This window comes from Gemmatimonadota bacterium, assembly GCA_016704275.1.
Taxonomy (GTDB): Bacteria; Gemmatimonadota; Gemmatimonadetes; order Gemmatimonadales; family GWC2-71-9; genus Palsa-1233.
This window is the reverse complement of record JADJAK010000006.1, coordinates 25,268-44,626: the sequence shown is the minus strand read 5'-3', so window position 1 is coordinate 44,626 and position 19,359 is coordinate 25,268. Positions and strand designations below refer to the sequence as shown.

The window sequence follows — 19,359 nt, the reverse complement described above, 5'->3', positions numbered from 1 at the left end:
GGACGATCATCGATCATCGACCATCGAGTCTCTCAGTCGGGCCAACGCCTGCAACGCCTCCATCGGCGTCATCTGGTTCGGGTCGAGGGCGCGGAGGCGCTCGGTCAGTTCGGCGGCGCGGCGCTGGGCTGGGGTTGGGGCTGGCGCTTTCGGGGGGCTGCGTACGGGCGACGCATGCGTCGCCCCTACGACGGGGCCTCGGGCCCGATGCTCGCCCGACGACGAAATCCCCGCCTGGAGGAGGTCGAAGAGCGAAGGCTGGGTTGGGTCGGGGTCGGCCGGGGGTGGCCCTTCGACGACGCGGTGGTCGGCCTCGAGGATGCCCAGGACCTCCCGCGCTCGGCCGACCACGCCGCTGGGGAGGCCGGCGAGTTGGGCGACGTGGATCCCGTACGAGCGGTCGGTCCCCCCCGCCTCGAGGCGGTGGAGGAAGACGATCCCGTCGCCCGACTCCCGGACCGCCACGTTGCAGTTCCGGGCGTGGGCGAGCTGCTCCGGGAGCTGCATCAGTTCGTGGTAGTGGGTGGCGAACATCGTCCGGCAGCCGATCCGGTCGTGCAGGTACTCGGTGACCGCCCAGGCGATCGCCACGCCGTCGTAGGTCGAGGTGCCCCGGCCGATCTCGTCGAGGAGGACCAGCGAGCGGGCGGTGGCGTTGTGGAGGATCGCCGAGGTCTCGGACATCTCGACCATGAAGGTCGACTGGCCGCGGGCGAGGTTGTCGGAGGCGCCGACGCGGGTAAAGAGGCGGTCGACGACCCCGATCCATGCCTCGCGGCAGGGCACAAAGCTCCCCATCTGGGCCAGGACGACGTTCAAGCCGATCTGGCGCAGGATGGTGCTCTTGCCGGCCATGTTCGGACCGGTGACCAGGTGGACCCGCTCCACCTCGTCAAAGTGCACGTCGTTCGGGACGAAGCGCTCCCTCGGCATCATCCGCTCGATCACCGGATGGCGCGACCCTCTCAGGGTCAGCCCGTAGCCGTCGTGCACCACCGGCCGAACGTAGCGCTCGTTGACCGCGGTGTCGGCGAGCGAGGCGAGCACGTCGAGCCGCGCCAGCAGGCGCGCCGTCCCCTGCACGCGGGTGATCGCCCGGCCGACCAGGTCGCGCAGCGCCCCGAAGAGCGCCGCTTCGCGCTCACCGATCCGCTCCTCCGCGCCGAGCACCTTCGCCTCGTAGTCCTTCAACTCGGGGGTGACGTAGCGCTCGGCGTTGGACAGCGTTTGCCGCCGCTCGTAATCCTCGGGCACCGCGCCGGTATTGGCGTGGGTCACCTCGAGGAAGTAGCCGAAGACCTTGTTGAAGCCGACCTTGAGCGAGGAGATCCCGGTGCGGTCGCGTTCGCGCTGCTGAATCGAGGCGAGCGCCTGCTTGCCGTTGTCGCGCAGGTCGCGCAGCTCGTCGAGCTCGGCGTCGTACCCCTGGGCGATCACGCCACCATCGGCCAGCGTCACCGGTGGCCGTTCGACCAGGCCGCGCGCCAATGCGGTGGCGAGATCCTCGAGCCGATCGAAGTGTGCGGCGGTGTACTCCAGCAGCGCAGCGACGCGATCGGTGCCCGGGACGGTGCGCATCGCGAGCATCGCCACCGATTCGCCGACGTGCGGCAACGCGAGGAAGGAATCGCGCAGCGCGCCGAGCTCGCGCGGCGTCACGCGGCCCGCAGCGGCGCGTGCGGCGAGCCGTTCGACATCACGCACGCCATCGAGGGCGGCGCGGAGCGTGGCGCGCGCGCTCCCCGCCTCGACCAGCGCGGCGACGGCGTCGAGCCGGGCCTCGATACGCACCGGATCGCGGAGCGGCGAGAGTACCCACTGCCGCAACAGCCGCGCGCCCATCGGCGTCTGGGTGCGGTCGAGCGTCTCGACCAGCGTGACGCCCTTGGCGCCGGCGCGCAGCGGCTCCACCAACTCGAGATTGCGGCGCGTCATCTCGTCGAGCCAGCAGAGTTCGTCGGGCCGGCGCACATCGGGACGCGCGAGCTGCGGCAGTCCCTGCGGTTGCAACTCCAGCGCGTAGCGGAGCAGCGCCCCACCGGCACCGACCGCGGCGGCATCGTCGGCCGCGATGCCGAGGGCATCGAGCGAAGCGATCGCCAGGCGACGGCTCAACTCCTCGGCGGCGAGGGCCGGGTCGAACTCCCAGCGCTCGCGCTCGGTGCGGAGCATTTCCGGCTCGAGGGCGATCTCACTCTCGCGCGGCACCACCACTTCGGCGGGCGAGAGACGCCCCAGTGCTTCCGCGAGACCATCGGCGGCGACCGTCTCGAGGATGAACTCGCCTGTGGTCAGGTCGAGTGCGGCGACACCCACGGCTTCACCGGCACCACGGGGCGCGACGGCGACGAGCCAGTTGTTGCGCGACCCCGGCGTCCACTCTTCGTCGAGGAACGCGCCTGGTGTCACCGTCTCGACGACGGCGCGCTTGACGATCCCCTTGGCGAACTTCGGATCTTCGACCTGCTCGCACACCGCCACGCGGAAGCCGGCGGCGATGAACTGGCGCAGATAGCCCGCGGCCGCCTTCACCGGCACACCCGCGAGTGGCACCCCATCGCCCCGCGACGTCAGCGTGATGTTGAGGACCCGCGCCGCGACCTGCGCATCCTCGAAGAACATCTCGTAGAAGTCGCCCATCCGGAAGAAGAGGATCGCGTCGGGATGACGCGCCTTGATCTCGCGGTACTGGATGAGGAGGGGGGAGTCGGCCAATGAGATCTCAACGATGTGGAAATTTGAGGGTGTAACCAGTAACCAGTAACCAGTAACCAGTGACCCGTGATCCGCTGCTGGTCACAGGTCACGGGTCACAGGTCACTCATTCACGGCGCTTTCACAACAAACGGCGCTCCACCCACCGCCGCCTTGAGCTTCCCCACGGCAGCCACCGCCGCCTCGCGCGTCGAGAATGGTCCGGCCTGCAGCTTCGTCAGGCCATTCGGTCCGGCGACGCGATAGACCATGTACCCGGCCGCCTCGATCTGTTGTGTCGCGCGGCGGATCGACGTCGGGTCGCTGATCGCGGCCACCTGCACGCGCCATGGCGAGGTGGTGGCCTTCCCCGAGGTGGTCGGAGCCGATGGCGGGGCCGTCGTGGTGGCGGGCGGCGTCGTGACCGGCGTCTTCGGCGGCATCACCTCGGGGCGCTTGAGACTGTCGCTCTTGGGGATCGCGGCGAGCCGGGCCAATTCTTCCGGGGTGCAGCGCTGCTTGGCGTATTCGAGCTGGTTCTTCAGTTCGAGGTCGCTGCCGACCTGTTGCAGTCCGCGCGTGAGCCAGTCGCAGGCCAGCGGCCCCTCGCGACGCTCGAAGGCGGCGCGCGCGCCGAAGAGCGCGGCCACCGGAATCACCGCCGATTCGGGGAAGTCGGTGAAGATGCGCTTCACGCGCAGCACCGCGCTCTCGGTGTTGCCGCTGCCATAGTCGAGCTGCGCCAGGCGCAGCGTCGCCTTGTCGGCCCACGGCGATTGGGCGTGCTCGACCGAGATGCGCGCGTACTGGAGCCGTGCCTCACCGAGCGTCTTCGCCACAGCCGCCGAGGTGTAGAGCGCCTCGGGGAAGGCGGCGTCGGTCGCACGGGTCTGCGAGAGAATCCGGGCGATCACGGCGCGGGCGGAATCGCCATAGCCCTCCTGCGCGAGCCGGGTGACTTCGACGAAGCGCGGCGTGGTCGGCGGCAGCGGCGCCTGGGCGGCGGCCGGCGATGTGCCCACCACGTACGCCAGGGCGACGATGTAGGGGCGCAGCCTGCTGCGCCCGTGTTCGCCCCGCGAAAATGCCCGCAATGCGCGCATCACGCCGCCTTCCGCGCGCGCGACGTGGCCAGCATCAAGACGAGATCGGTCACGATCCCTCCTTCATCAGAAATCGTGGTGTTCTTGAGGGCCGCATCGGCCGCGAGGGTCGCGGCGATCGCGGTGCGGAGGCGGGGCAATGACCAGCGCCCGACCACCTCGCCCACCAAGGCGGCGAATGGAGGATAACTCCCCACCGGCGGCCGTATCCGGAAGGCGAAGCTCTTGACCTGCTCCGCCAGCGCGCGGTCGCGGATCTTCTTCGCCTCGGCGGTGCAGCGGCCCCAGCGGAGCACCAGAAGCGAGGTGCCGAGCAGGGTGACCAGGCGGACCCCCGAGACGCCACTCAAGGCAAGCACCTGGGGGACGAGCGAGATGGCGCGGGCGGTGTCGTCGCGGAGCACCGCGTCGCGCCAGTCCTCGACCGTCTCCCCGAAGCGGATCCCGACCAGCGAGCCGACCGTCTCGCGGTCGATCGGCCCGGTCACCTGGAGCGAGGAGAGCTTCGCCACCTCGGCCGTCAACGTCCCCAGATCGCCACCGGTGGCCCGGAGCAGGTGCTCCAGCGCTTCGGGAGCGAGCGTGATCCCGGCACCCTGGAGGCGGTCCTCCAGCCACGCATCGAGCGCGTCGCCCAGCAGCGCCTTGCAATCGATCACCGTGCAGTGGGCGGCGAGGTCGGCATCGGGGTCGTCGTCGTTCCCCTGCACGAAGATCAGCACCGTCTCCGGCGCCGGCTTCTCGAGGTAGCGCACGGCGGGCTGCTTCCCCTTGCTCTTCCGCTTCCACGACTCGATGTCGCGCACCACCACCACCCGCACGTCGGCCATCATCGGCAGCGTGCTGCACGCCGCGGCGAGCTCGTCGGGCTCCAGGTTGGACGCGGAGAGGTAGTCGAGGTTGAAGTCGCGGAGGCCCGGGTCGAGCGCCCGATCGAGCAGCGCCGCCAACGCCTCATCCTTGAGGATCGCCTCGCTGCCGGCCAGGTAGAACGCCCCCCGGGGCGGAGTCTTGCCGAGGGCGCGCTGCAGCTGGGGAAGGGAGAGGACGGGCATGGGGGAATGATAAGCGCCGAACGGGTGAACGGTGAACGGTAAACGGTGAACGGGAGAGGGTTGGTATGACAAACGGGGGCCGGTCTGGGCCCCCGTTCACTGTTCACCGTTCACCGTTCACCTGTTAGCGAATCGGCCTCACATTGAACCGCGCACTCAACGCATGCACCATCCCGTCCGACGGTTCGATCTCGCTCACGCGCAACAGCTCCACGCCGATCTGCAACGCACGATTGTGCGCGCGACAATGGCCGCACGTGCCCGAGTGCTCGCGCATGCGATGCGCCAACTCGGGATCGTTGCCGTCCCGAAAATCGGAATAGTATCGGCCGAACTCGCGGCAGTTCATCGCTGGAGGGACTCCTGCGCGGGGGAGGAGGTAGGGGAGTGTACGTCGAGATTGGGAAGTGCGAAAGGGGGGACGTCAGGTAATGCCGACCGCCAAAATCCCCGATGTCAACGAACTGTGACACCGGGAATTTGAAATGGTTCCGTCGCGTCGTTCCCGTCAGTCCAGGAAGGGTGCGATCATCTGCTGGAAGGAGGTCCGGGCCCGATTCAGTCGGCTCTTCACCGTGCCCAGGTTGGTGTTGGTGACCTCGGCGATATCCTCATAGCTCTTCCCCTCCAGCTCCCGCAGCACGAAGACAATCCGGTGGTGCGGCGAGAGCCGAGCGACCGTGGCCTCGACCAGCTCGCGCAGGTGACGGTTGGCGAAGAGGTCGTCCGGACGCGAGCGGGAATCCTCGAATTCGAGCGTGCGCCCCTCGTGCTCCCCCGGCGCGCGCGACGACTCGTGGAAGACCAGCGGCGACCGGGCGCGATTGCGCAGCTCGTTCTTGGCGAGGTTCGACCCGATGGTGTACAGCCAGGTGGAAAACTTCCGGCTCTGGTCGAAGCGGTGCAGGTGCCGATGCACCCGCACGAACGCCTCCTGCACCAGATCCTCCGCCCGCTCGCGATCGCCGATCATCCGGAAAATGAAGTTGAGCAACCGCACCTGGTAGCGGCGGACCAGCTCGCCGAAGGCCCGCTCGTCGCCGGCGAGGTGCGCCGCGACCAGTCGGGAGTTTTCCAGGTTGGCGGCGTCGGAGGCCGGCGAGGCGACCATCGTCGGACGCTCACGCGTGGTGGCGTCGGCGACGGGCAGGGTGAGGCTGGGGAATGCGATCGCGGTCATGGGGACATCCTTCGTTGAAGGGTCACCACGAGAAGCTACCGCACTTTTTTAGTTTGTCAAAGGTTATCTCTTGAAAGCCTGTACAAAAAGGATCGCGTTGATCGATTTCGTGTCCGTTATGGTTCCATTGTGCACCATATCCAGCACCTCCGACCATGGCAGCGGGTGCACGGCGAGCACCTCATCCGCCTCCAATGCGCTCTCCCCCGGCGTCAGCCCGCTGGCCAGGAAGAGATGGATCACCTCGTCGGTGAAGCCCGGGGTGGTCCAGATCGAGGTGAGCCGCTCCACCTGACTGGCCCGGTAGCCGGTCTCCTCCTGCAGCTCGCGGTGCGCCGTCGTTTCCGGCGACTCCTCGCCATCCCGCCGACCCGCCGGGATCTCCCAGAGGTAGTCGCCAGTCGCGTGGCGAAACTGCTTGATCAGCAGCACGCGCGGGTCGGCGTCCTCCACCGGATCGAGAAACGGCAGTACCGCCGACGCGCCCGGATGCCTGAGCATCTCGAGCTCGCCGACGTTGCCGTTGGGGAAGCGCACCGTGTCGATGTCGAGGGAGACGATGCGGCCGGAGTAGACACGGCGACTTGAGAGGAGTGTCATGAGGGGTCGTAGGTCGTAGGTCGTAAGTCGTAGGTCGTGAGTCGGAGGGTGAAAGGTAAGAGGTGAGACGTGAACCCATGCGGGCCACATCTCACCTCTCAGGACTTACGACCTACGACTTACGACCTACGACTACTTCTCGTACGTCTGCACCTCCACCGGCCCCAACCCCAGCTTCTCGATCCCGGCGCGGATCTTCGCCAGGTCGCCGACGATCACCACGGTCATCTCGGCGGGGTTCAGGCGGAACTTCGCCATCCGCTGCACGTCAGCGGCGGTGACGGCGTTGATCCGCGCCAGCTCCGCCGGAATCGTGGCGAGCGGCAACCGGAAGAGGAGCGCCGTGCTCATCGCCCCCGCCACCTGGCTGGCTGTCTCGTAGTCCGAGAGCGACCCGAGCACGAGGTAGTTCCGTGCGCGAGCGAGCTCGACGTCGGTGACGGCCTTCTCCCGCATGGCGGCGATTTCGCGGAAGATGACCACGAGCGATGAATCGGTGACGTCGGTGCGGACATCCGTGCCAATCACGAACGGCCCGGCCACCGGGGCGAAGGAGAAGTCCGAGCCGGCGCCATAGGTGTAGCCCAGCTGCTCGCGCAGCAGGTCGTTGAGCCGTGCCGAGAAGGAACCGCCGAGGATGGTGTTCATGACCATCACGGCGGGATAGTCGGGGTCGCTGCGCGACATGCCTGGCCCGCCGATCATGATCACCGACTGCGCAGCGTCGGGCTTGTCCACCAGGATCACCCGCGACTTCCACTGCGTCGGCCCCGAGACGTCACGCGCTGGCACCGAGGAAAGAATCACCGACGGCGCCTTCCAGCCACTGAAGTGCTTCGCCGCCCAGCTCACCGCTTCCTGCAACGTCACGTCGCCACTGAGCACCAGCGTGGTGCGCCGCGGATCGGCGGCCGTGGCCCACCAATTCCGCACCGCCACGGAGTCGAAGTTCACCACCGACGCGGAGTCGCCATCGATGTCGCCGTGGTACGGATGGGACGCTGGAAAAATGTTGCGGTAGAAGACCTTGCCCGCCACGGCATTGGGCGAATCTCGTTCGCTGGTGAAGCCCGCCAGGCGCAGCGACCGCTGCCGGTTGATGTCGACGCTCGAGAAGGTCGGCTTGAGGAGCATCAACGCCATCAACTGGAAGCCACGATCCACCGACCGCTTCGGCACCGACAACGAGAGCGTGACATTCTCGTACCCCGCACCGGCGCGCAGCGAGGCGCCGATGAAGTCGGTCTCCTCGGCCAGTTTCAACGCCGTCATCCCACCGGCCCCTTCACCCAGCAAGCCGGCGGTGAAGGTGGCGAGGCCCGGCGTGGTGCCACGGAGCCTGGCGCCGCCGTTGATGATCAGCCGCGCCTCGACCAGCGGGACTTCGGCGTTGCGGGCGACCTGGATCTTGAGGCCGTTCGGCAGCGAGGCGGTCTGCACCACCGGCACCGACAGCTTCGGCGCGGGGCCGAGCGCCGGCGCGGTGGTGACCTGCGCATGCAGCGGCGAGGCAATGCAGAGCATGGTCGCGAGGGCCAGCAGATCCTTCGACTGCGCCGCCCTGCGGGCGGCTTCGCTCAGGATGACAATCTTCACGGCGTCACCCCCCGCGGCTCGGCCGCGAGCTCACGCTTCCCCATCGGGACCACCGAGACGACGGCGCGCGGCCCGGTGAGATACTGCTTGACCACGCGCTGCACATCGGCCGCGGTCACGGCGCGCAACCGGTCCAGGTCGCGCTGAAAGGCATCGGGCACGCCCACCTCGAAGTAGTAGCTGTTCAGTCGATCGGCCTTCCCGCCGACCGTCTGCGTCGAGCGGAGGAACGCAGCCTCCAGCGAGTTCTTTGCCTGCTCCATCTCGCGGGCGGTCGGCGGGGCCTCGCCGAGGCGGCGCAGCTCCTCGTCGACGGCACGCTGCACCGGGCCGATCGGCTTGCCGGGCTTGGGTCGCGCCACGATGCTGAAGTCGCCGTCATAGCGGCTGCTGCCGGCGGAGGCGCGCACCGTCGTCGCCGACTGTTCGTCATACACGAGTCGCTTGGTGAGCCGGGCGTTCTTCGATCCCGTGAGGATCATCCGGGCCACCTGCAGCGCGGCATCGTCCGGGTCCCACGCCTTGACCGTGGGGAAGGCGTACTCGAGCTGCGCCGCCTGCACCCGGTCTTCAAGCACCAGCGCGGTGTCGCGGCTCATCTTCGGCCGGGTCGGATTGATGGCGGTGATCGCGGGGCCGCGCGGGATCGCGCTGAAGTAGTGCTTGACCAGCGTGAGCACGGAGTCGCGCTTCACGGCGCCGGCCACGGTGATCACCGCGTTGTTCGGCGCGTACCAGGTGCGGAAGAAGTCCTTCACATCCTCCACCGACGCCGCCGAGAGGTCGACCATCGAGCCGATCACCGGCCACGAATACGGATGGCCCGCGGGGTAGAGCATCCGGGGCATGTGGTCGGCCACCATGCCGTACGGCTGGTTCTCGTAGCTCTGCCGGCGCTCGTTCTTCACGATGTCGCGCTGGGCATCGACCTTCGCCGCGTCCATCGTCGGCAGCAGCCATCCCATCCGGTCGGCTTCGAGCCACAGCATCAGCGGCAGCGCCGAGACCGGACCCGACTCGTAGTAGTTGGTGCGGTCTTCGGTCGTGGAACCGTTGTTGTTGGCGCCGGCGGCCTCGAGGAGCCGATCGAACGCCGGATAGACGGCATGCTGGGAGCCCATGAACATCAGGTGCTCGAAGAGGTGCGCGAATCCGGTGCGGCCAACCTTCTCCGACCCGGAGCCGGTGTGATACCAGACGTTGACGGTGACGATCGGCGTGGACTGGTCCTCGTGCACGATCAGCCGGAGGCCGTTCGGCAGGGTGTCCACGGTGGCGGGGACCTTCAGGCCCTGACCAGTAAGCGGAGCCGCGCCCAAGAGCAGCGCGAGGGCAAACAGACGGGTGCGCAAGCGGAAACCTCCGTGGTGTGGACGAGCCCCGGAGGTTGTCATCCTGAGCGAACCTATTGGCTGTTGTCATCCTGAGCGGAGCCCGCGAAGCGGGCGAAGTCGAAGGACCTCAAGTATCACGCATAGGTCCTTCGACTGCGCGACCCTGCGGGTCGCTTCGCTCAGGATGACAACCTCGGCAACGCTTCGCTCAGGATGACACCACCCAGGGTGCATCAGTTACAGCGTGAACTTTTCCCCATGACTCGGAATCATCACTTCTCGTACGCCTTCCTCTTCGAGGAGTTTCTTCATCCCGGCGAGGGATTCCGGTTCGCCGTGGACGCAGAAGGCGCGTTGGATCGGGCCACCGAGGTTGCGCACCCAGCGGCGCAACTCATCGCTGCCGGCGTGCGCGGAGTAGCCGTCGATCTTGACCACCTCGGCGCCGATGGTGGTTTCGACGCCGAGAATCTTCACGGGGTTGCGCCCCTCGCTGATCCGCCGCCCCAGCGTGTGCTCCGCCTGGAAGCCGACGAAGAGGATGGCGTTCTTCGGGTCGCCGGCATGGTTCGCCAGGTGGTGCAGGATCCGCCCCGCCTCGGCCATGCCACTCGCCGAGATGATGATCGCCGGCCCCTGCAGCGCATTGAGCTTCTTCGACTCCTCGATGTCGCGGACGTAATGCACGAGGTGATTGTCGAAGATCGGCGTCCCCGTCTTGATGAAGCCCTCGTTCTGGTCGAAGACCTCGGGGTGCAACCGGAAGACGGCGGTGGCTTCGACGGCGAGCGGCGAATCGATGTAGATCGGGATCTGCGGGATCCGCGCGGCGTTCGCGAGCTCGTGCAGCGCGTACACCAGCTCCTGCGTGCGTCCCACCGCGAACGATGGCACCAGGATCTTGCCGCCCCGCGCCGCGACCCGGCTGACCACGTCGGCGAGGCGCGCCATCGCATCCTCGGTGGTGTCGTGCTGCTTGAGCGAATAGGTGCTTTCGATGATCAGCGTGTCGATCGGGCCCTTCGGACCGTCCGGATCGCGAATGATCGGCTGACCCCAGCGGCCGATGTCGCCCGAGAAGACCAACCGATGCGGTGCCCCGCCGGCGCCGTCGATGACAATCTCCATGTTGGCGGCGCCGAGGATGTGGCCGGCATCGCGGAAGGTCACGGTGAGGTCATCAGCGACCTTGAACGGTCGGCCGTACGGATGCGCCTCCATCAACTCCTGCACATGGTAGGCGTCGGCCATGGTGTACAGCGGCTCGGAGCCCGGGCCCGCGCGCCCCTTCCGCTGCAGGTAGCGGAAGTCGCTCTCCTGGATGTGGGCCGAGTCGGGGAGCATGATGGCGCAGAGATCCCGCGTGGCGGGCGTCGCGTAGATCGGCTTGTCGAATTGGCGCGCCACCAGCAGCGGCAACCGCCCGCTGTGATCGATATGCGCGTGCGAGAGAATCACCGCATCCAGCTGGCGCGGATCGAAGGGCGTCTCGGCGTTGAGCCGATGCGATTCCTCGCGGCGCCCCTGGAAGAGGCCAGCGTCGAGCGCCACACGGTGGCCACGCCATTCGAGGTGGTGGCAGGAACCGGTGACTTGGCCGGCAGCGCCCCAGAAGGTCAGCGAGATATCCGTCATCGGAAGAACCCCTGCAACACGAGAATCGGCAGCTTGCCTGCTTCGGCGAGGAGGTATTGCAGCTCCGTGCCGAATCGTCGAGAGATCGGGGAGGTCGCCGTCGGCGACGTCCAGGCCTCGAGGCCGAGGCGACGCGCCTCGATCCGCAACCGCGCCAGGTGGAACGGATCGGAGACGAGGATCGCCCGGTTGAGCCCCTCGCCATTGAGATAGTCGGCGACGGCCGTCATCGACCCCGCCGTGGTGCGTCCCTCCGGGGCCACCGCGATCGACGTCGCCGGAATCCCGACGCTGACGAGGTAGCGCTGGCCGGCGGTCGCCTCGCTCATCCGGTCGCCCTCGACAATGCCACCGGTAACGACGATCAACTCGGCGTACCCTGCACGGAAGAGGACGGCGGCGTGGTCGAGGCGTGCCTGCAGGACGGGGGAGGGGCGGCCGTTGTACTGGGCCGCGCCGAGGACGACGATCGCATCGGCCTGATAGCGCTGGTCCTGGCGGGAGACGACCAGGACCGCGAAGAAGGAGAGGACGTACACGCTGGCGACTGCCGCAGCGAACGCCGCGACCCAGGCCTGCCGGCGGTTGCTCAGAAGGGGAACGATTCCCCCTGCCGCGGGACGATGACGTCGCGTACGCCCTCCTCCCGGAGAATGGTGACCATGATGGCCACGGCCAGGTCATCGCCGTGCACGACGAAGGCGCGCTTGATGGGGCCACCGAGGGCGCGGAGCCAAGTGCGCATCTCCTCGCCGTCGGCATGCCCCGAGTAGGCAGTGAGCGTCTCGATGCCGGCCCGGCGCTGGACCGACTCGCCGAGGATGGTGACCTCGCTGGCCCCCTCCTGCAGCAGGCGACCGACGGACTCTTCCTCGTTGGGCGCGAGGAAGATCACCGTGTGGCGCTCATCACCGAGGCAGCGACGGAGGTGGTGGGCGGCACGGCCGGTGTCGCCGCTCTCGCCCGGCGCGATGATGATCGCCGGACCGCTGTGACCATCGAGCTGCATCCGGTCGGCGTCGTTGCGCACGTAGTGGAGCAGGGCGTGATCGAACGGCCCGCCGACTTCGGCATACGCGCGCTCGCCGATGCCGAGGGACTCCGGATGTAACCGCATCATCGTGGGGAGGCAGACGTCGGTCGCGGAGTCGATCCAGATCGGCACCTCGGGGAGCTGGCCCCGGCGCCACAGCGCCTGCACGGTGCGGATCAGCTCCTGCACCGGACCGAGCGACGACGCCGGGATGATCACCTGACCGCCGCGCGCGGTGGTGTCGCGAATGATCGTCGCCAACTGTTGCTGCGCATCGGCGAACATCCCGTGCGAGGCGTGCGCGAACGGCGAGCCGAGAATCAGCGTGTCGACTTCGCCCGGCATCACTTCCGGATCGGGGAGCAGCGCCGACCCGGAGCGGCCGATGCAGCCGCTGTAGATGATGCGGTGCGAGCCGCCCTCGCCGGTGCGCAACTCGATCGAGGTCGAACCGAGGATGTGGCCGGCGTCGAACATCTCGAAGACCAGGTTGCGCCGAAGGTGGAGCGGGCGGTGCGTCGGCTGGCCGACGAATCGCTGTTGCGTCGCGATGACATCCTTGAGGCCGTAGAGCGGCTCGCCATGATTCGCCGCGAGTTCCATCGCCGCCTCGGCGAGGAGAATCGCGGCGGTGTCGCGCGTCGCCGGCGTCCCGTAGATCGGGCCGTCGAAGCCGTGTCGCACCAGTTGCGGCGTGCGGCCCGAGTAGGCGAGTCCGGCCTGCGAGAGGAGAATCGCATCGACCTTGCGCGGGTCGAGGGGCAGCTCGCGATTCAGGGCGTCGGCGGTGGCGACGTTCCCCTGGAAGAGGCCGGCGTCGAGCAGGATGCGCGCGCCCGCCGCCTCGAGGAGAATCATCGAGCCGGTCGACGTCGCGGCGCCACCGAAGAAGGTCAACGTCCGAGGAGCGCTCATCGGGTCCCGAAGAGGCGGTCGCCGGCATCGCCGAGACCAGGGAGGATGTAGCCATCGGCGTTGAGTTGCCGATCAAGGGCAGCAGCGTACACCGGAACATCCGGGTGGGCAGCCGTGAAGGTGGCCACCCCTTCAGGGACCGCGACCAGGCAGATCAGCGCAATTTCCTTCGCGCCGGCCCGCTTGAGCTCGGTGGCCGCCTCGACCGCCGATCCACCCGTGGCCAGCATCGGATCGAGGAGGAAAAATCTGTGCTCCTCCACCGGGGTCGGCACCTTGAAGTAATAGGAAACCGGCTTGAGCGTGTCATGATCGCGAAAGAGGCCGATATGGCCCACACGCGCGTTGGGGATCAACTGCACCACGGCCTCGACCATGCCGAGCCCGGCGCGGAGGATCGGCACCAGCGCCACCTTCGCGGCGAGCGTCTCGCCGGTCATCGTCTCGAGCGGCGTGACCACCTCGACCGGCGCCGTCGGCAAGTCGCGAGTGACTTCATACGTCATCAACGCGGCGATCTCGCCGACCAGCTGCTTGAAGTCGCGGGACGTGGTGGTGGCCGCCCGGAGTAGCGCCATCTTGTGGCGAATCAGCGGGTGATCGAGGACCGTGAGGCCACGGGGCGTCTGGGCGGACATTCCTCAATGATCTCGCCCCGCCGGGGTGTTGGCAATGCAGGGGCCGCTCACCGATACTTGGAGCATCCCCGGAGACCCTCCCGTCAGGAGTCCAGTCATGCGTCACTCCTCATCCATCGCCCTGCTGTTGACCCTCGCCGCCGCGCTGCCGGCCGGGGCCCAATGGAACCCGTTCAAGCTCCCGAACCGTGCCCTTCCGGCCTACACCGTCGAGTACAGCTACGGTGGCGACATGACCGGCACCGGACGTTCCACCTCGGGTGGCGACAAGATGGCGTCGCGGACCACGATGACCGGGAAGTTCTTCGGGAAGACGTCCACCACCAGCAGTTGGTCGCTGACGGACCCGGAGGTGATATGGAACGCCGATCTCGACAAGAAGAAGGGGACCAAGATGGTCAACCCGCTGCCGAGCATGGCAAAGGCGTATGACGAGCTCGATGGGGCGGGGAAGGCGCGCTTCCAGGAGAACATCCAGTCGATGGCGGCGTTCGTGACGCGCGCCATGCCGGGCACGCCGTTCGAGGGGAAGACGACCGGCACCAAGACGATCGCGGGCGAATCCTGCACCATGACGCAGTTCGGCACCTTCACCTTCTGCACCATGGACAAGGCGCCGGTCGCGCTCTACAGCGCGGGGTCGATGCTCTGCGTCAACTTCGAGCAGACGGCCACCAGCGTGGCGCGCACCACCGATGCGACGATGTTCGACCCGCCGGCCGACATCAAGTGGACCGAGGACCTGGACCGCGCCCGTGCCGACTCCTCGGCCCGCGCGTGGGTCCAGCAACTCGCCTCGAAGGAGCTCGCCGACTCGCTCGCCGCCGCGAAGGCCAAGGCGAAGGAAGCCGGCGCCGGCGAGGGTGAGATGACCCCCGAACAGCAGAAGCAGATGTGCGACGCGCTCAAGAACTTCGACCTCGGCAAGGCGATGTCGAACGCCTTCAAGAACGCGCTCGCCGATGCCGGCAAGAACGCCCTCAAGGGTGGGCTGCGCGGCTTGATCAAGCGCCCGTGAGCACTAACGCCCTCGACGCGCTCCGGCTGGTCTGGCAGGAAGAATTGCCGATCACCGGGGCGCTCGGGATTGCGGTCGTCTCGGCGCCGCCGGGTGCCCTGGTGCTGCAGATGCCGCTGGCCCCCAATCGCAACCACAAGGGAACCGCATTCGCCGGTTCCCTTTCGGCGTTGACGACGCTGGCGGGCTGGAGTCTGCTCTGGCTGGCGCTCCGCGAGGCGGGCGACCATGCCCACGTGGTGATCCAGGATTCGACCATGCGCTACCTGCGGCCGGTGCATAGCGACGCCTTGGCCACCGCCGAGGCACCGGACGCGGCGGCGATGGACCATTTCTGGGCGGGACTGCGTCGGCATGGCCGGGGGCGGGTGACGGTCGAGGTCGTGGTGCGGGACGCCCACGGGGTGGAAGTCGCGGCGTTCACGGGGCGGTACGTGGTGCATCGGGCAGTGTAGGGGCGAGGCCTGCCTCGCCCACGGGAGGGATCGTCGCGCCGCGGGCGGAGGGCGACGCATGCGTCGCCCTTACACATGGGGATATCTGCCTGGTCGGGCGGGTGTCGATGTGTGTTCGGGCGACGCACGCGTCGCCCTGCCTCCCCCGCGCCCCTGCCGCCCGCGCCGCGACGCGGCTAGGGTTCAGCGATTCTGCGGGGTGCGTCCCACCCTGCCCGGCAGCACCTCTACCATGATGTGAACCCCATGGCCGATACCGAGACCCCCGAGACCCCCGAGACGCCGGAAGCGGCGGCCGCCGCGAGCGCGCCGATCGCCCAGCGCCTCTTCGATGCCCGGACCATCATCATTTCGGGCGAGATCACGCAGAAGCTGGCCGCCCGCGTGATGGCCGAGCTGCTGGCGCTCTCCGCCGCCTCGGCCACCGAGCCGATCACGATCTATATCAATTCGCAGGGTGGCCACGTCGAGGCGGGCGACACCATCCACGACATGATCCGCTTCGTGACCCCGCAGGTCCGGATCGTCGGGACCGGCTGGGTGGCCAGCGCCGGCGCCCTGATCTTCGTCTCGGTCCCGGTGGGCCAGCGCTACTGCCTCCCCAACACCCGCTTCCTGCTGCACCAGCCGGCCGGCGGCGCGGGCGGCACCGCCTCGGACATCGCCATCGAGGCGCGCGAGATCGTCAAGATGCGGGAGCGCCTGAACCTGATCTTCGCCCGCGAGACCGGGCAGCCGGTCTCCCGGATCGAGGACGACACCCACCGCAACTTCTGGCTCGGCGCCGAGGAAGCGAAGGGGTACGGCCTGGTGGGCACCATCATCGCCAAGGCGACGGAACTGCCCTAATCGGGCAGATCCCGGATGTAGGGGCGCGGCCTGCCGCGCCCTTCTCGCCTCCGGGGCGATCTCCCCGACGCGGGCCCGGGCGCAGCATGCTGCGCCCCTACCCATTGTGATCCTCGCGCGCCGTTGAGATTGCGGCTTTGGGCCCCGGGCGGTACACTCTCCGCCCCGTTCCCGAGGATCCCGATGTCGAGTTGCCGCCTCTTCGGTGTCGTCCGCGACCCGAGTGGCTCCCCCGTCCGCAGCGCCCTGGTGGTCCTCCTCCCCACCGGGGTGGGGACGGTCACGGGCGTGGGCGGGGAATTCGCATTGCACCTCCCTCCCAGGCGATTCCGGTTGCAGGTCCAGGCGGCCGGCTACAAGTGGGAAGAGAGCGAGGAGCTGCACCTCAGCCGCGGCGCCGTCGTGCGGCAGGAAATCGTCCTGACGCCCCGCCATCCCGCCGCCAATCTGCGCCCCTGGCGCGAACGACTCGGCCCCCGCGCCTCGCTGCGCTGACCACCCGCGCGCGCTGGACGGCACTCGCCCTATCTTTCCCGACATTGCTGCACCCAACCCCCATGCTCCCGAGGCCGTGATGCGCGCGTCCGCTCTCCTGCTGCTCCCGATGCTGGCCCTTCCGCTCGCCGCCCAGACCCCGGCGGCCCCCGCCGCGCCGGTCGTGATCCCGCCCGCGGCGGAGCAGATCGCCAAGGCCGTGCTGCCGCTGCCCACGGAGTTCCGCGCCGATGCCTCGGTCCTCGGCTACAACGCGGCCGGCGAGTTGGTGTCGCTGCGCAAGGGAACCGGCGGGATGCTCTGTCTCGCCGACGACCCGAAGGATGCCGATTACCATGGCGCCTGCTATCAGAAGGCGCTCGAGCCGTTCATGGCGCGCGGCCGCGCGCTCCGCGCCAAGGGCGTGAAGGGCGGCGAGGTCGACTCGGTGCGCTTTAAGGAAGTGAAGAGCGGCAAGTTGCCGATGCCGAAGGCCGGCGCGCTCTGGCAGCTCTTCGGGCCGCACAGCGGCGTCGACGCGGCGGCCGGCACCTACACCAAGGAAGTCCGCGCCCTGTACGTGATCTACATGCCGTTCGCGACGCCGGCGAGCACCGGCATCCCGTCGAAGGGCGCGCCTGGCATGCCGTGGCTGATGTTCCCCGGCACGCCGAAGGCGCACATCATGTTGACGCCGACGATGTGAGGACACGGTGACCTGTCACCAGTAACCAGTGACCAGGGGGTCCGGGTCACTGGTCACGGGTCACTGGTTACTTTCTCCGATGCATCCAGATCTCACCATCGTCACCAACCAACTCCTCGCCGCGCAGGCGGAGATCCATCGTCTCGCTGCGTCGGTCGACGAGAGCACCTGGGTGACCCGACCCGCGCCGACCTCGTGGTCGATGAGCGAGTGCATCGGGCACCTGACGCTGACCACCGAAGCCTTCCTGCCCGCGATGCGCGACCAGTTGCAGCGACCGGAATCGCGTGCACGTCGTGCTCCCGCCACGATGCGGCGCTCGTTCCTCGCGTGGATGCTCTGTCGGGCGCTCGAGCCGCCCGCGCGCCAGAAGTATCCGACTACCGCGGCGTTCGTCCCCGACGAGGCGATGTCGAAGGCGGAGACGCTCGCCGAGTATGATCGCTCGCAGGAGGCGCTGCTGGCGATGATCCGGTTGGGCGACGGCGTCGACTTGACCCGCGTCGAGTTGGTGTCGCCGTTCGACTCGCGGTTGCACTACTCCTTCTTCTCCGCGCTGCACATCGGGGCGGCGCACGCGCGCCGTCACATCTGGCAAGCCAACAAGGCCCGCGAGCGGCTCGGCGCGAGGGTGTCCGCGTGATGATCGATGCCATTCGGCGCTGCCTGCGCCGCGATCTCGACAGCTTGGCGGCCGAACTCGCCGCCTATCCCGATGATGCCGCCGTGTGGGCGCTCCCGGCCGGCGCACCGAACAGCGCCGGCACGCTCACGCTGCATCTCGCGGGCAACCTCCGCCACTTCATCGGCGCCACGTTGGGTGACACCGGCTACGTCCGCGATCGGGAGCGCGAGTTCTCCACCCGCGATGTCCCTCGCGAAGAGTTGTTCACGCTGATCACCACGACGCGGACCGAAGTCGATGCGACCCTCGCTGCGCTCGATCCCGCCTTTGTCGACGTGCCGTATCCGCTGCCGCTCCCCTTTTCCGATCCGACGCAGGGGCAGGTGATCCCCACCGGCCGCTTCCTGGTGCATCTCGCCACCCACCTCGCCTATCACCTCGGCCAGGTCGACTTCCATCGTCGCCTGAGCAGCGGAAACGGCGCGAGTGTCGGCGCCTTGGGGCTGACCGCACTCTTCTGACCGCACGCTGACTCTGAGGAGAGGAACGGCGGCGCCCGCGAGGGTAGCCTTCGGTCCCCCTCCGACCACGAGTGTCCCGTGCGCTACCAACTCCTCCCCCTGCTGGCACTCCTCCCGGCGACCCTCGCCGCGCAACAACCCCAGCCGCAACCCAAGATGCCCCCGACCTGCACGACCCCGAATCACGCCGCCTTCGACTACTGGGTGGGCGAGTGGGTCGTGGCCGACACCGCCGGCAAGGACATTGCCGAGAGCTCGATCACCAAGCTGGCCGACGGCTGCGCAGTGCTCGAGGTCTGGCGCCCGAAGCAGGGGCCGCCGGGCACCTCGCTGAACTGGTTCGAGACCACCGACAAGCAGTGGCACCAGGTCTGGGTCGCCGGCGCGACGCCGAGCGTGACCTTCATCGGCAACGTCGTCGACGGCGCGATGGAGATGACCACGGCCGGCCCCGGTCCCGGCCCGCAGGGACGCTGGGCGCGCGGTCGCTGGCTGATCCGCCCGGGCGGCGTGGTGCGGCAGATCTTCGAGAATTCGACCGACGGGAAGAGTTGGTCCGTGGGCTTCGTGGGAGATTATCGCCGAAAGCATTGAGCGTCGACGGCGCTAGATTTCCGGCGTCCCTCACCGGAGCCGCGCCGTGGTCACTGCCGTCATTCTCTTCACTGTTGCCCGGGAACACATCAAGGAGGTCGCCGAGCAACTCGCGGCGATGCCTGAAGTGAGTGATGTCTTTTCCGTCGCGGGGAAGTTCGACCTCGTCGCGATCGTCCGCGTGCAGGCGAACGAGGACCTCGCCGACCTGGTCACCGACCGGATGGTGCGGCTCAGCGGGATCAAGGAGACCGAGACGCTGATCGCGTTCCGCGCCTATTCGCGCAAGGACATTGAAGCCGGATTCTCGTTGGGAGCCGGAGATTGATCCATC

General features: G+C 68.2%; 21 protein-coding genes. 9 read left to right on the top strand and 12 right to left on the bottom strand.

Features of this window, described 5'->3' with window-relative positions; all coding sequences use genetic code 11:
• Positions 1-6: 6 nt before the first annotated feature.
• The 12 genes from mutS to upp form a co-directional block, all read right to left on the bottom strand.
• A complete protein-coding gene (gene mutS, locus IPG05_12930; GenBank protein ID MBK6495981.1) occupies positions 7-2,730 on the bottom strand; it encodes a DNA mismatch repair protein MutS in 2,724 nt (907 codons plus the stop codon).
• 95 nt (positions 2,731-2,825) lie between these two features.
• Positions 2,826-3,797 carry an SPOR domain-containing protein gene (locus IPG05_12925; GenBank protein ID MBK6495980.1) on the bottom strand — a complete coding sequence of 324 codons (972 nt, stop codon included), beginning with the start codon at positions 3,795-3,797 and terminating at the stop codon, positions 2,826-2,828.
• Positions 3,797-4,852 carry a DNA polymerase III subunit delta gene (gene holA, locus IPG05_12920; protein MBK6495979.1) on the bottom strand — a complete coding sequence of 352 codons (1,056 nt, stop codon included), beginning with the start codon at positions 4,850-4,852 and terminating at the stop codon, positions 3,797-3,799. Before holA ends, IPG05_12925 begins: the two co-directional genes overlap by 1 nt.
• Positions 4,853-4,976: 124 nt before the next feature.
• Positions 4,977-5,201: a hypothetical protein gene (locus tag IPG05_12915; protein ID MBK6495978.1), complete on the bottom strand. Its 225-nt coding sequence runs from the start codon at positions 5,199-5,201 to the stop codon at positions 4,977-4,979.
• Positions 5,202-5,360: 159 nt separating this feature from the next.
• The gene (locus IPG05_12910; protein ID MBK6495977.1) at positions 5,361-6,032 is read right to left on the bottom strand and encodes a sigma-70 family RNA polymerase sigma factor; all 672 of its coding nucleotides are present in this window, start codon (positions 6,030-6,032) and stop codon (positions 5,361-5,363) included.
• A 63-nt stretch (positions 6,033-6,095) separates the two neighbouring features.
• Positions 6,096-6,632, bottom strand: coding sequence for an NUDIX hydrolase (locus IPG05_12905; GenBank protein ID MBK6495976.1), 537 nt, complete (start codon positions 6,630-6,632; stop codon positions 6,096-6,098).
• A gap of 132 nt (positions 6,633-6,764) precedes the next feature.
• On the bottom strand, positions 6,765-8,228 hold the full coding sequence (locus IPG05_12900) for an insulinase family protein (GenBank protein ID MBK6495975.1): 1,464 nt from the start codon (positions 8,226-8,228) through the stop codon (positions 6,765-6,767).
• On the bottom strand, positions 8,225-9,580 hold the full coding sequence (locus IPG05_12895; GenBank protein MBK6495974.1) for an insulinase family protein: 1,356 nt from the start codon (positions 9,578-9,580) through the stop codon (positions 8,225-8,227). The genes IPG05_12900 and IPG05_12895 overlap by 4 nt, the downstream gene beginning before the upstream one ends.
• 219 nt (positions 9,581-9,799) lie before the next feature.
• Positions 9,800-11,197, bottom strand: a complete 1,398-nt coding sequence (locus IPG05_12890; GenBank protein MBK6495973.1) for an MBL fold metallo-hydrolase — start codon at positions 11,195-11,197, stop codon at positions 9,800-9,802.
• Positions 11,194-11,736: a YdcF family protein gene (locus IPG05_12885; GenBank protein ID MBK6495972.1), complete on the bottom strand. Its 543-nt coding sequence runs from the start codon at positions 11,734-11,736 to the stop codon at positions 11,194-11,196. Before IPG05_12885 ends, IPG05_12890 begins: the two co-directional genes overlap by 4 nt.
• 50 nt (positions 11,737-11,786) lie before the next feature.
• Positions 11,787-13,145, bottom strand: a complete 1,359-nt coding sequence (locus IPG05_12880) for an MBL fold metallo-hydrolase (protein MBK6495971.1) — start codon at positions 13,143-13,145, stop codon at positions 11,787-11,789.
• A complete protein-coding gene (gene upp, locus IPG05_12875) occupies positions 13,142-13,783 on the bottom strand; it encodes a uracil phosphoribosyltransferase (GenBank protein ID MBK6495970.1) in 642 nt (213 codons plus the stop codon). Before upp ends, IPG05_12880 begins: the two co-directional genes overlap by 4 nt.
• A gap of 97 nt (positions 13,784-13,880) precedes the next feature.
• Between upp and IPG05_12870 the strand changes: the two genes are divergently transcribed.
• The 9 genes from IPG05_12870 to IPG05_12830 all read left to right on the top strand — a co-directional run bounded on the left by IPG05_12870 (position 13,881) and on the right by IPG05_12830 (position 19,353).
• A complete protein-coding gene (locus IPG05_12870) occupies positions 13,881-14,801 on the top strand; it encodes a hypothetical protein (protein MBK6495969.1) in 921 nt (306 codons plus the stop codon).
• Complete coding sequence (locus IPG05_12865) at positions 14,798-15,256, top strand: YiiD C-terminal domain-containing protein (GenBank protein MBK6495968.1); 459 nt, start codon at positions 14,798-14,800, stop codon at positions 15,254-15,256. Before IPG05_12870 ends, IPG05_12865 begins: the two co-directional genes overlap by 4 nt.
• 246 nt (positions 15,257-15,502) lie before the next feature.
• A complete protein-coding gene (locus IPG05_12860; GenBank protein ID MBK6495967.1) occupies positions 15,503-16,105 on the top strand; it encodes an ATP-dependent Clp protease proteolytic subunit in 603 nt (200 codons plus the stop codon).
• Between the two features lie 183 nt (positions 16,106-16,288).
• A complete protein-coding gene (locus tag IPG05_12855; GenBank protein MBK6495966.1) occupies positions 16,289-16,600 on the top strand; it encodes a carboxypeptidase regulatory-like domain-containing protein in 312 nt (103 codons plus the stop codon).
• Between the two features lie 163 nt (positions 16,601-16,763).
• Positions 16,764-17,285, top strand: coding sequence for a hypothetical protein (locus tag IPG05_12850; protein MBK6495965.1), 522 nt, complete (start codon positions 16,764-16,766; stop codon positions 17,283-17,285).
• A gap of 79 nt (positions 17,286-17,364) precedes the next feature.
• Positions 17,365-17,928: a DinB family protein gene (locus tag IPG05_12845; GenBank protein MBK6495964.1), complete on the top strand. Its 564-nt coding sequence runs from the start codon at positions 17,365-17,367 to the stop codon at positions 17,926-17,928.
• Positions 17,928-18,431, top strand: a complete 504-nt coding sequence (locus IPG05_12840) for a DinB family protein (GenBank protein ID MBK6495963.1) — start codon at positions 17,928-17,930, stop codon at positions 18,429-18,431. The genes IPG05_12845 and IPG05_12840 overlap by 1 nt, the downstream gene beginning before the upstream one ends.
• 78 nt (positions 18,432-18,509) lie before the next feature.
• The gene (locus IPG05_12835) at positions 18,510-19,025 is read left to right on the top strand and encodes a hypothetical protein (GenBank protein MBK6495962.1); all 516 of its coding nucleotides are present in this window, start codon (positions 18,510-18,512) and stop codon (positions 19,023-19,025) included.
• A gap of 46 nt (positions 19,026-19,071) precedes the next feature.
• The gene (locus IPG05_12830) at positions 19,072-19,353 is read left to right on the top strand and encodes an Lrp/AsnC ligand binding domain-containing protein (protein ID MBK6495961.1); all 282 of its coding nucleotides are present in this window, start codon (positions 19,072-19,074) and stop codon (positions 19,351-19,353) included.
• Positions 19,354-19,359: the final 6 nt, after the last annotated feature.

Excerpts from the sequence above, each read along its gene's own strand:
- IPG05_12855 (MBK6495966.1), top strand. The coding sequence starts at position 16,289 with ATGTCGAGTTGCCGCCTCTTCGGTGTCGTCCGCGACCCGAGTGGCTCC.
- IPG05_12925 (MBK6495980.1), bottom strand. The coding sequence starts at position 3,797 with ATGCGCGCATTGCGGGCATTTTCGCGGGGCGAACACGGGCGCAGCAGG.
- upp (MBK6495970.1), bottom strand. The coding sequence starts at position 13,783 with ATGTCCGCCCAGACGCCCCGTGGCCTCACGGTCCTCGATCACCCGCTG.
- IPG05_12905 (MBK6495976.1), bottom strand. The coding sequence starts at position 6,632 with ATGACACTCCTCTCAAGTCGCCGTGTCTACTCCGGCCGCATCGTCTCC.
- IPG05_12870 (MBK6495969.1), top strand. The coding sequence starts at position 13,881 with ATGCGTCACTCCTCATCCATCGCCCTGCTGTTGACCCTCGCCGCCGCG.
- holA (MBK6495979.1), bottom strand. The coding sequence starts at position 4,852 with ATGCCCGTCCTCTCCCTTCCCCAGCTGCAGCGCGCCCTCGGCAAGACT.
- IPG05_12910 (MBK6495977.1), bottom strand. The coding sequence starts at position 6,032 with ATGACCGCGATCGCATTCCCCAGCCTCACCCTGCCCGTCGCCGACGCC.
- IPG05_12840 (MBK6495963.1), top strand. The coding sequence starts at position 17,928 with ATGATCGATGCCATTCGGCGCTGCCTGCGCCGCGATCTCGACAGCTTG.
- IPG05_12860 (MBK6495967.1), top strand. The coding sequence starts at position 15,503 with ATGGCCGATACCGAGACCCCCGAGACCCCCGAGACGCCGGAAGCGGCG.
- IPG05_12845 (MBK6495964.1), top strand. The coding sequence starts at position 17,365 with ATGCATCCAGATCTCACCATCGTCACCAACCAACTCCTCGCCGCGCAG.
- IPG05_12880 (MBK6495971.1), bottom strand. The coding sequence starts at position 13,145 with ATGAGCGCTCCTCGGACGTTGACCTTCTTCGGTGGCGCCGCGACGTCG.
- IPG05_12890 (MBK6495973.1), bottom strand. The coding sequence starts at position 11,197 with ATGACGGATATCTCGCTGACCTTCTGGGGCGCTGCCGGCCAAGTCACC.
- IPG05_12915 (MBK6495978.1), bottom strand. The coding sequence starts at position 5,201 with ATGAACTGCCGCGAGTTCGGCCGATACTATTCCGATTTTCGGGACGGC.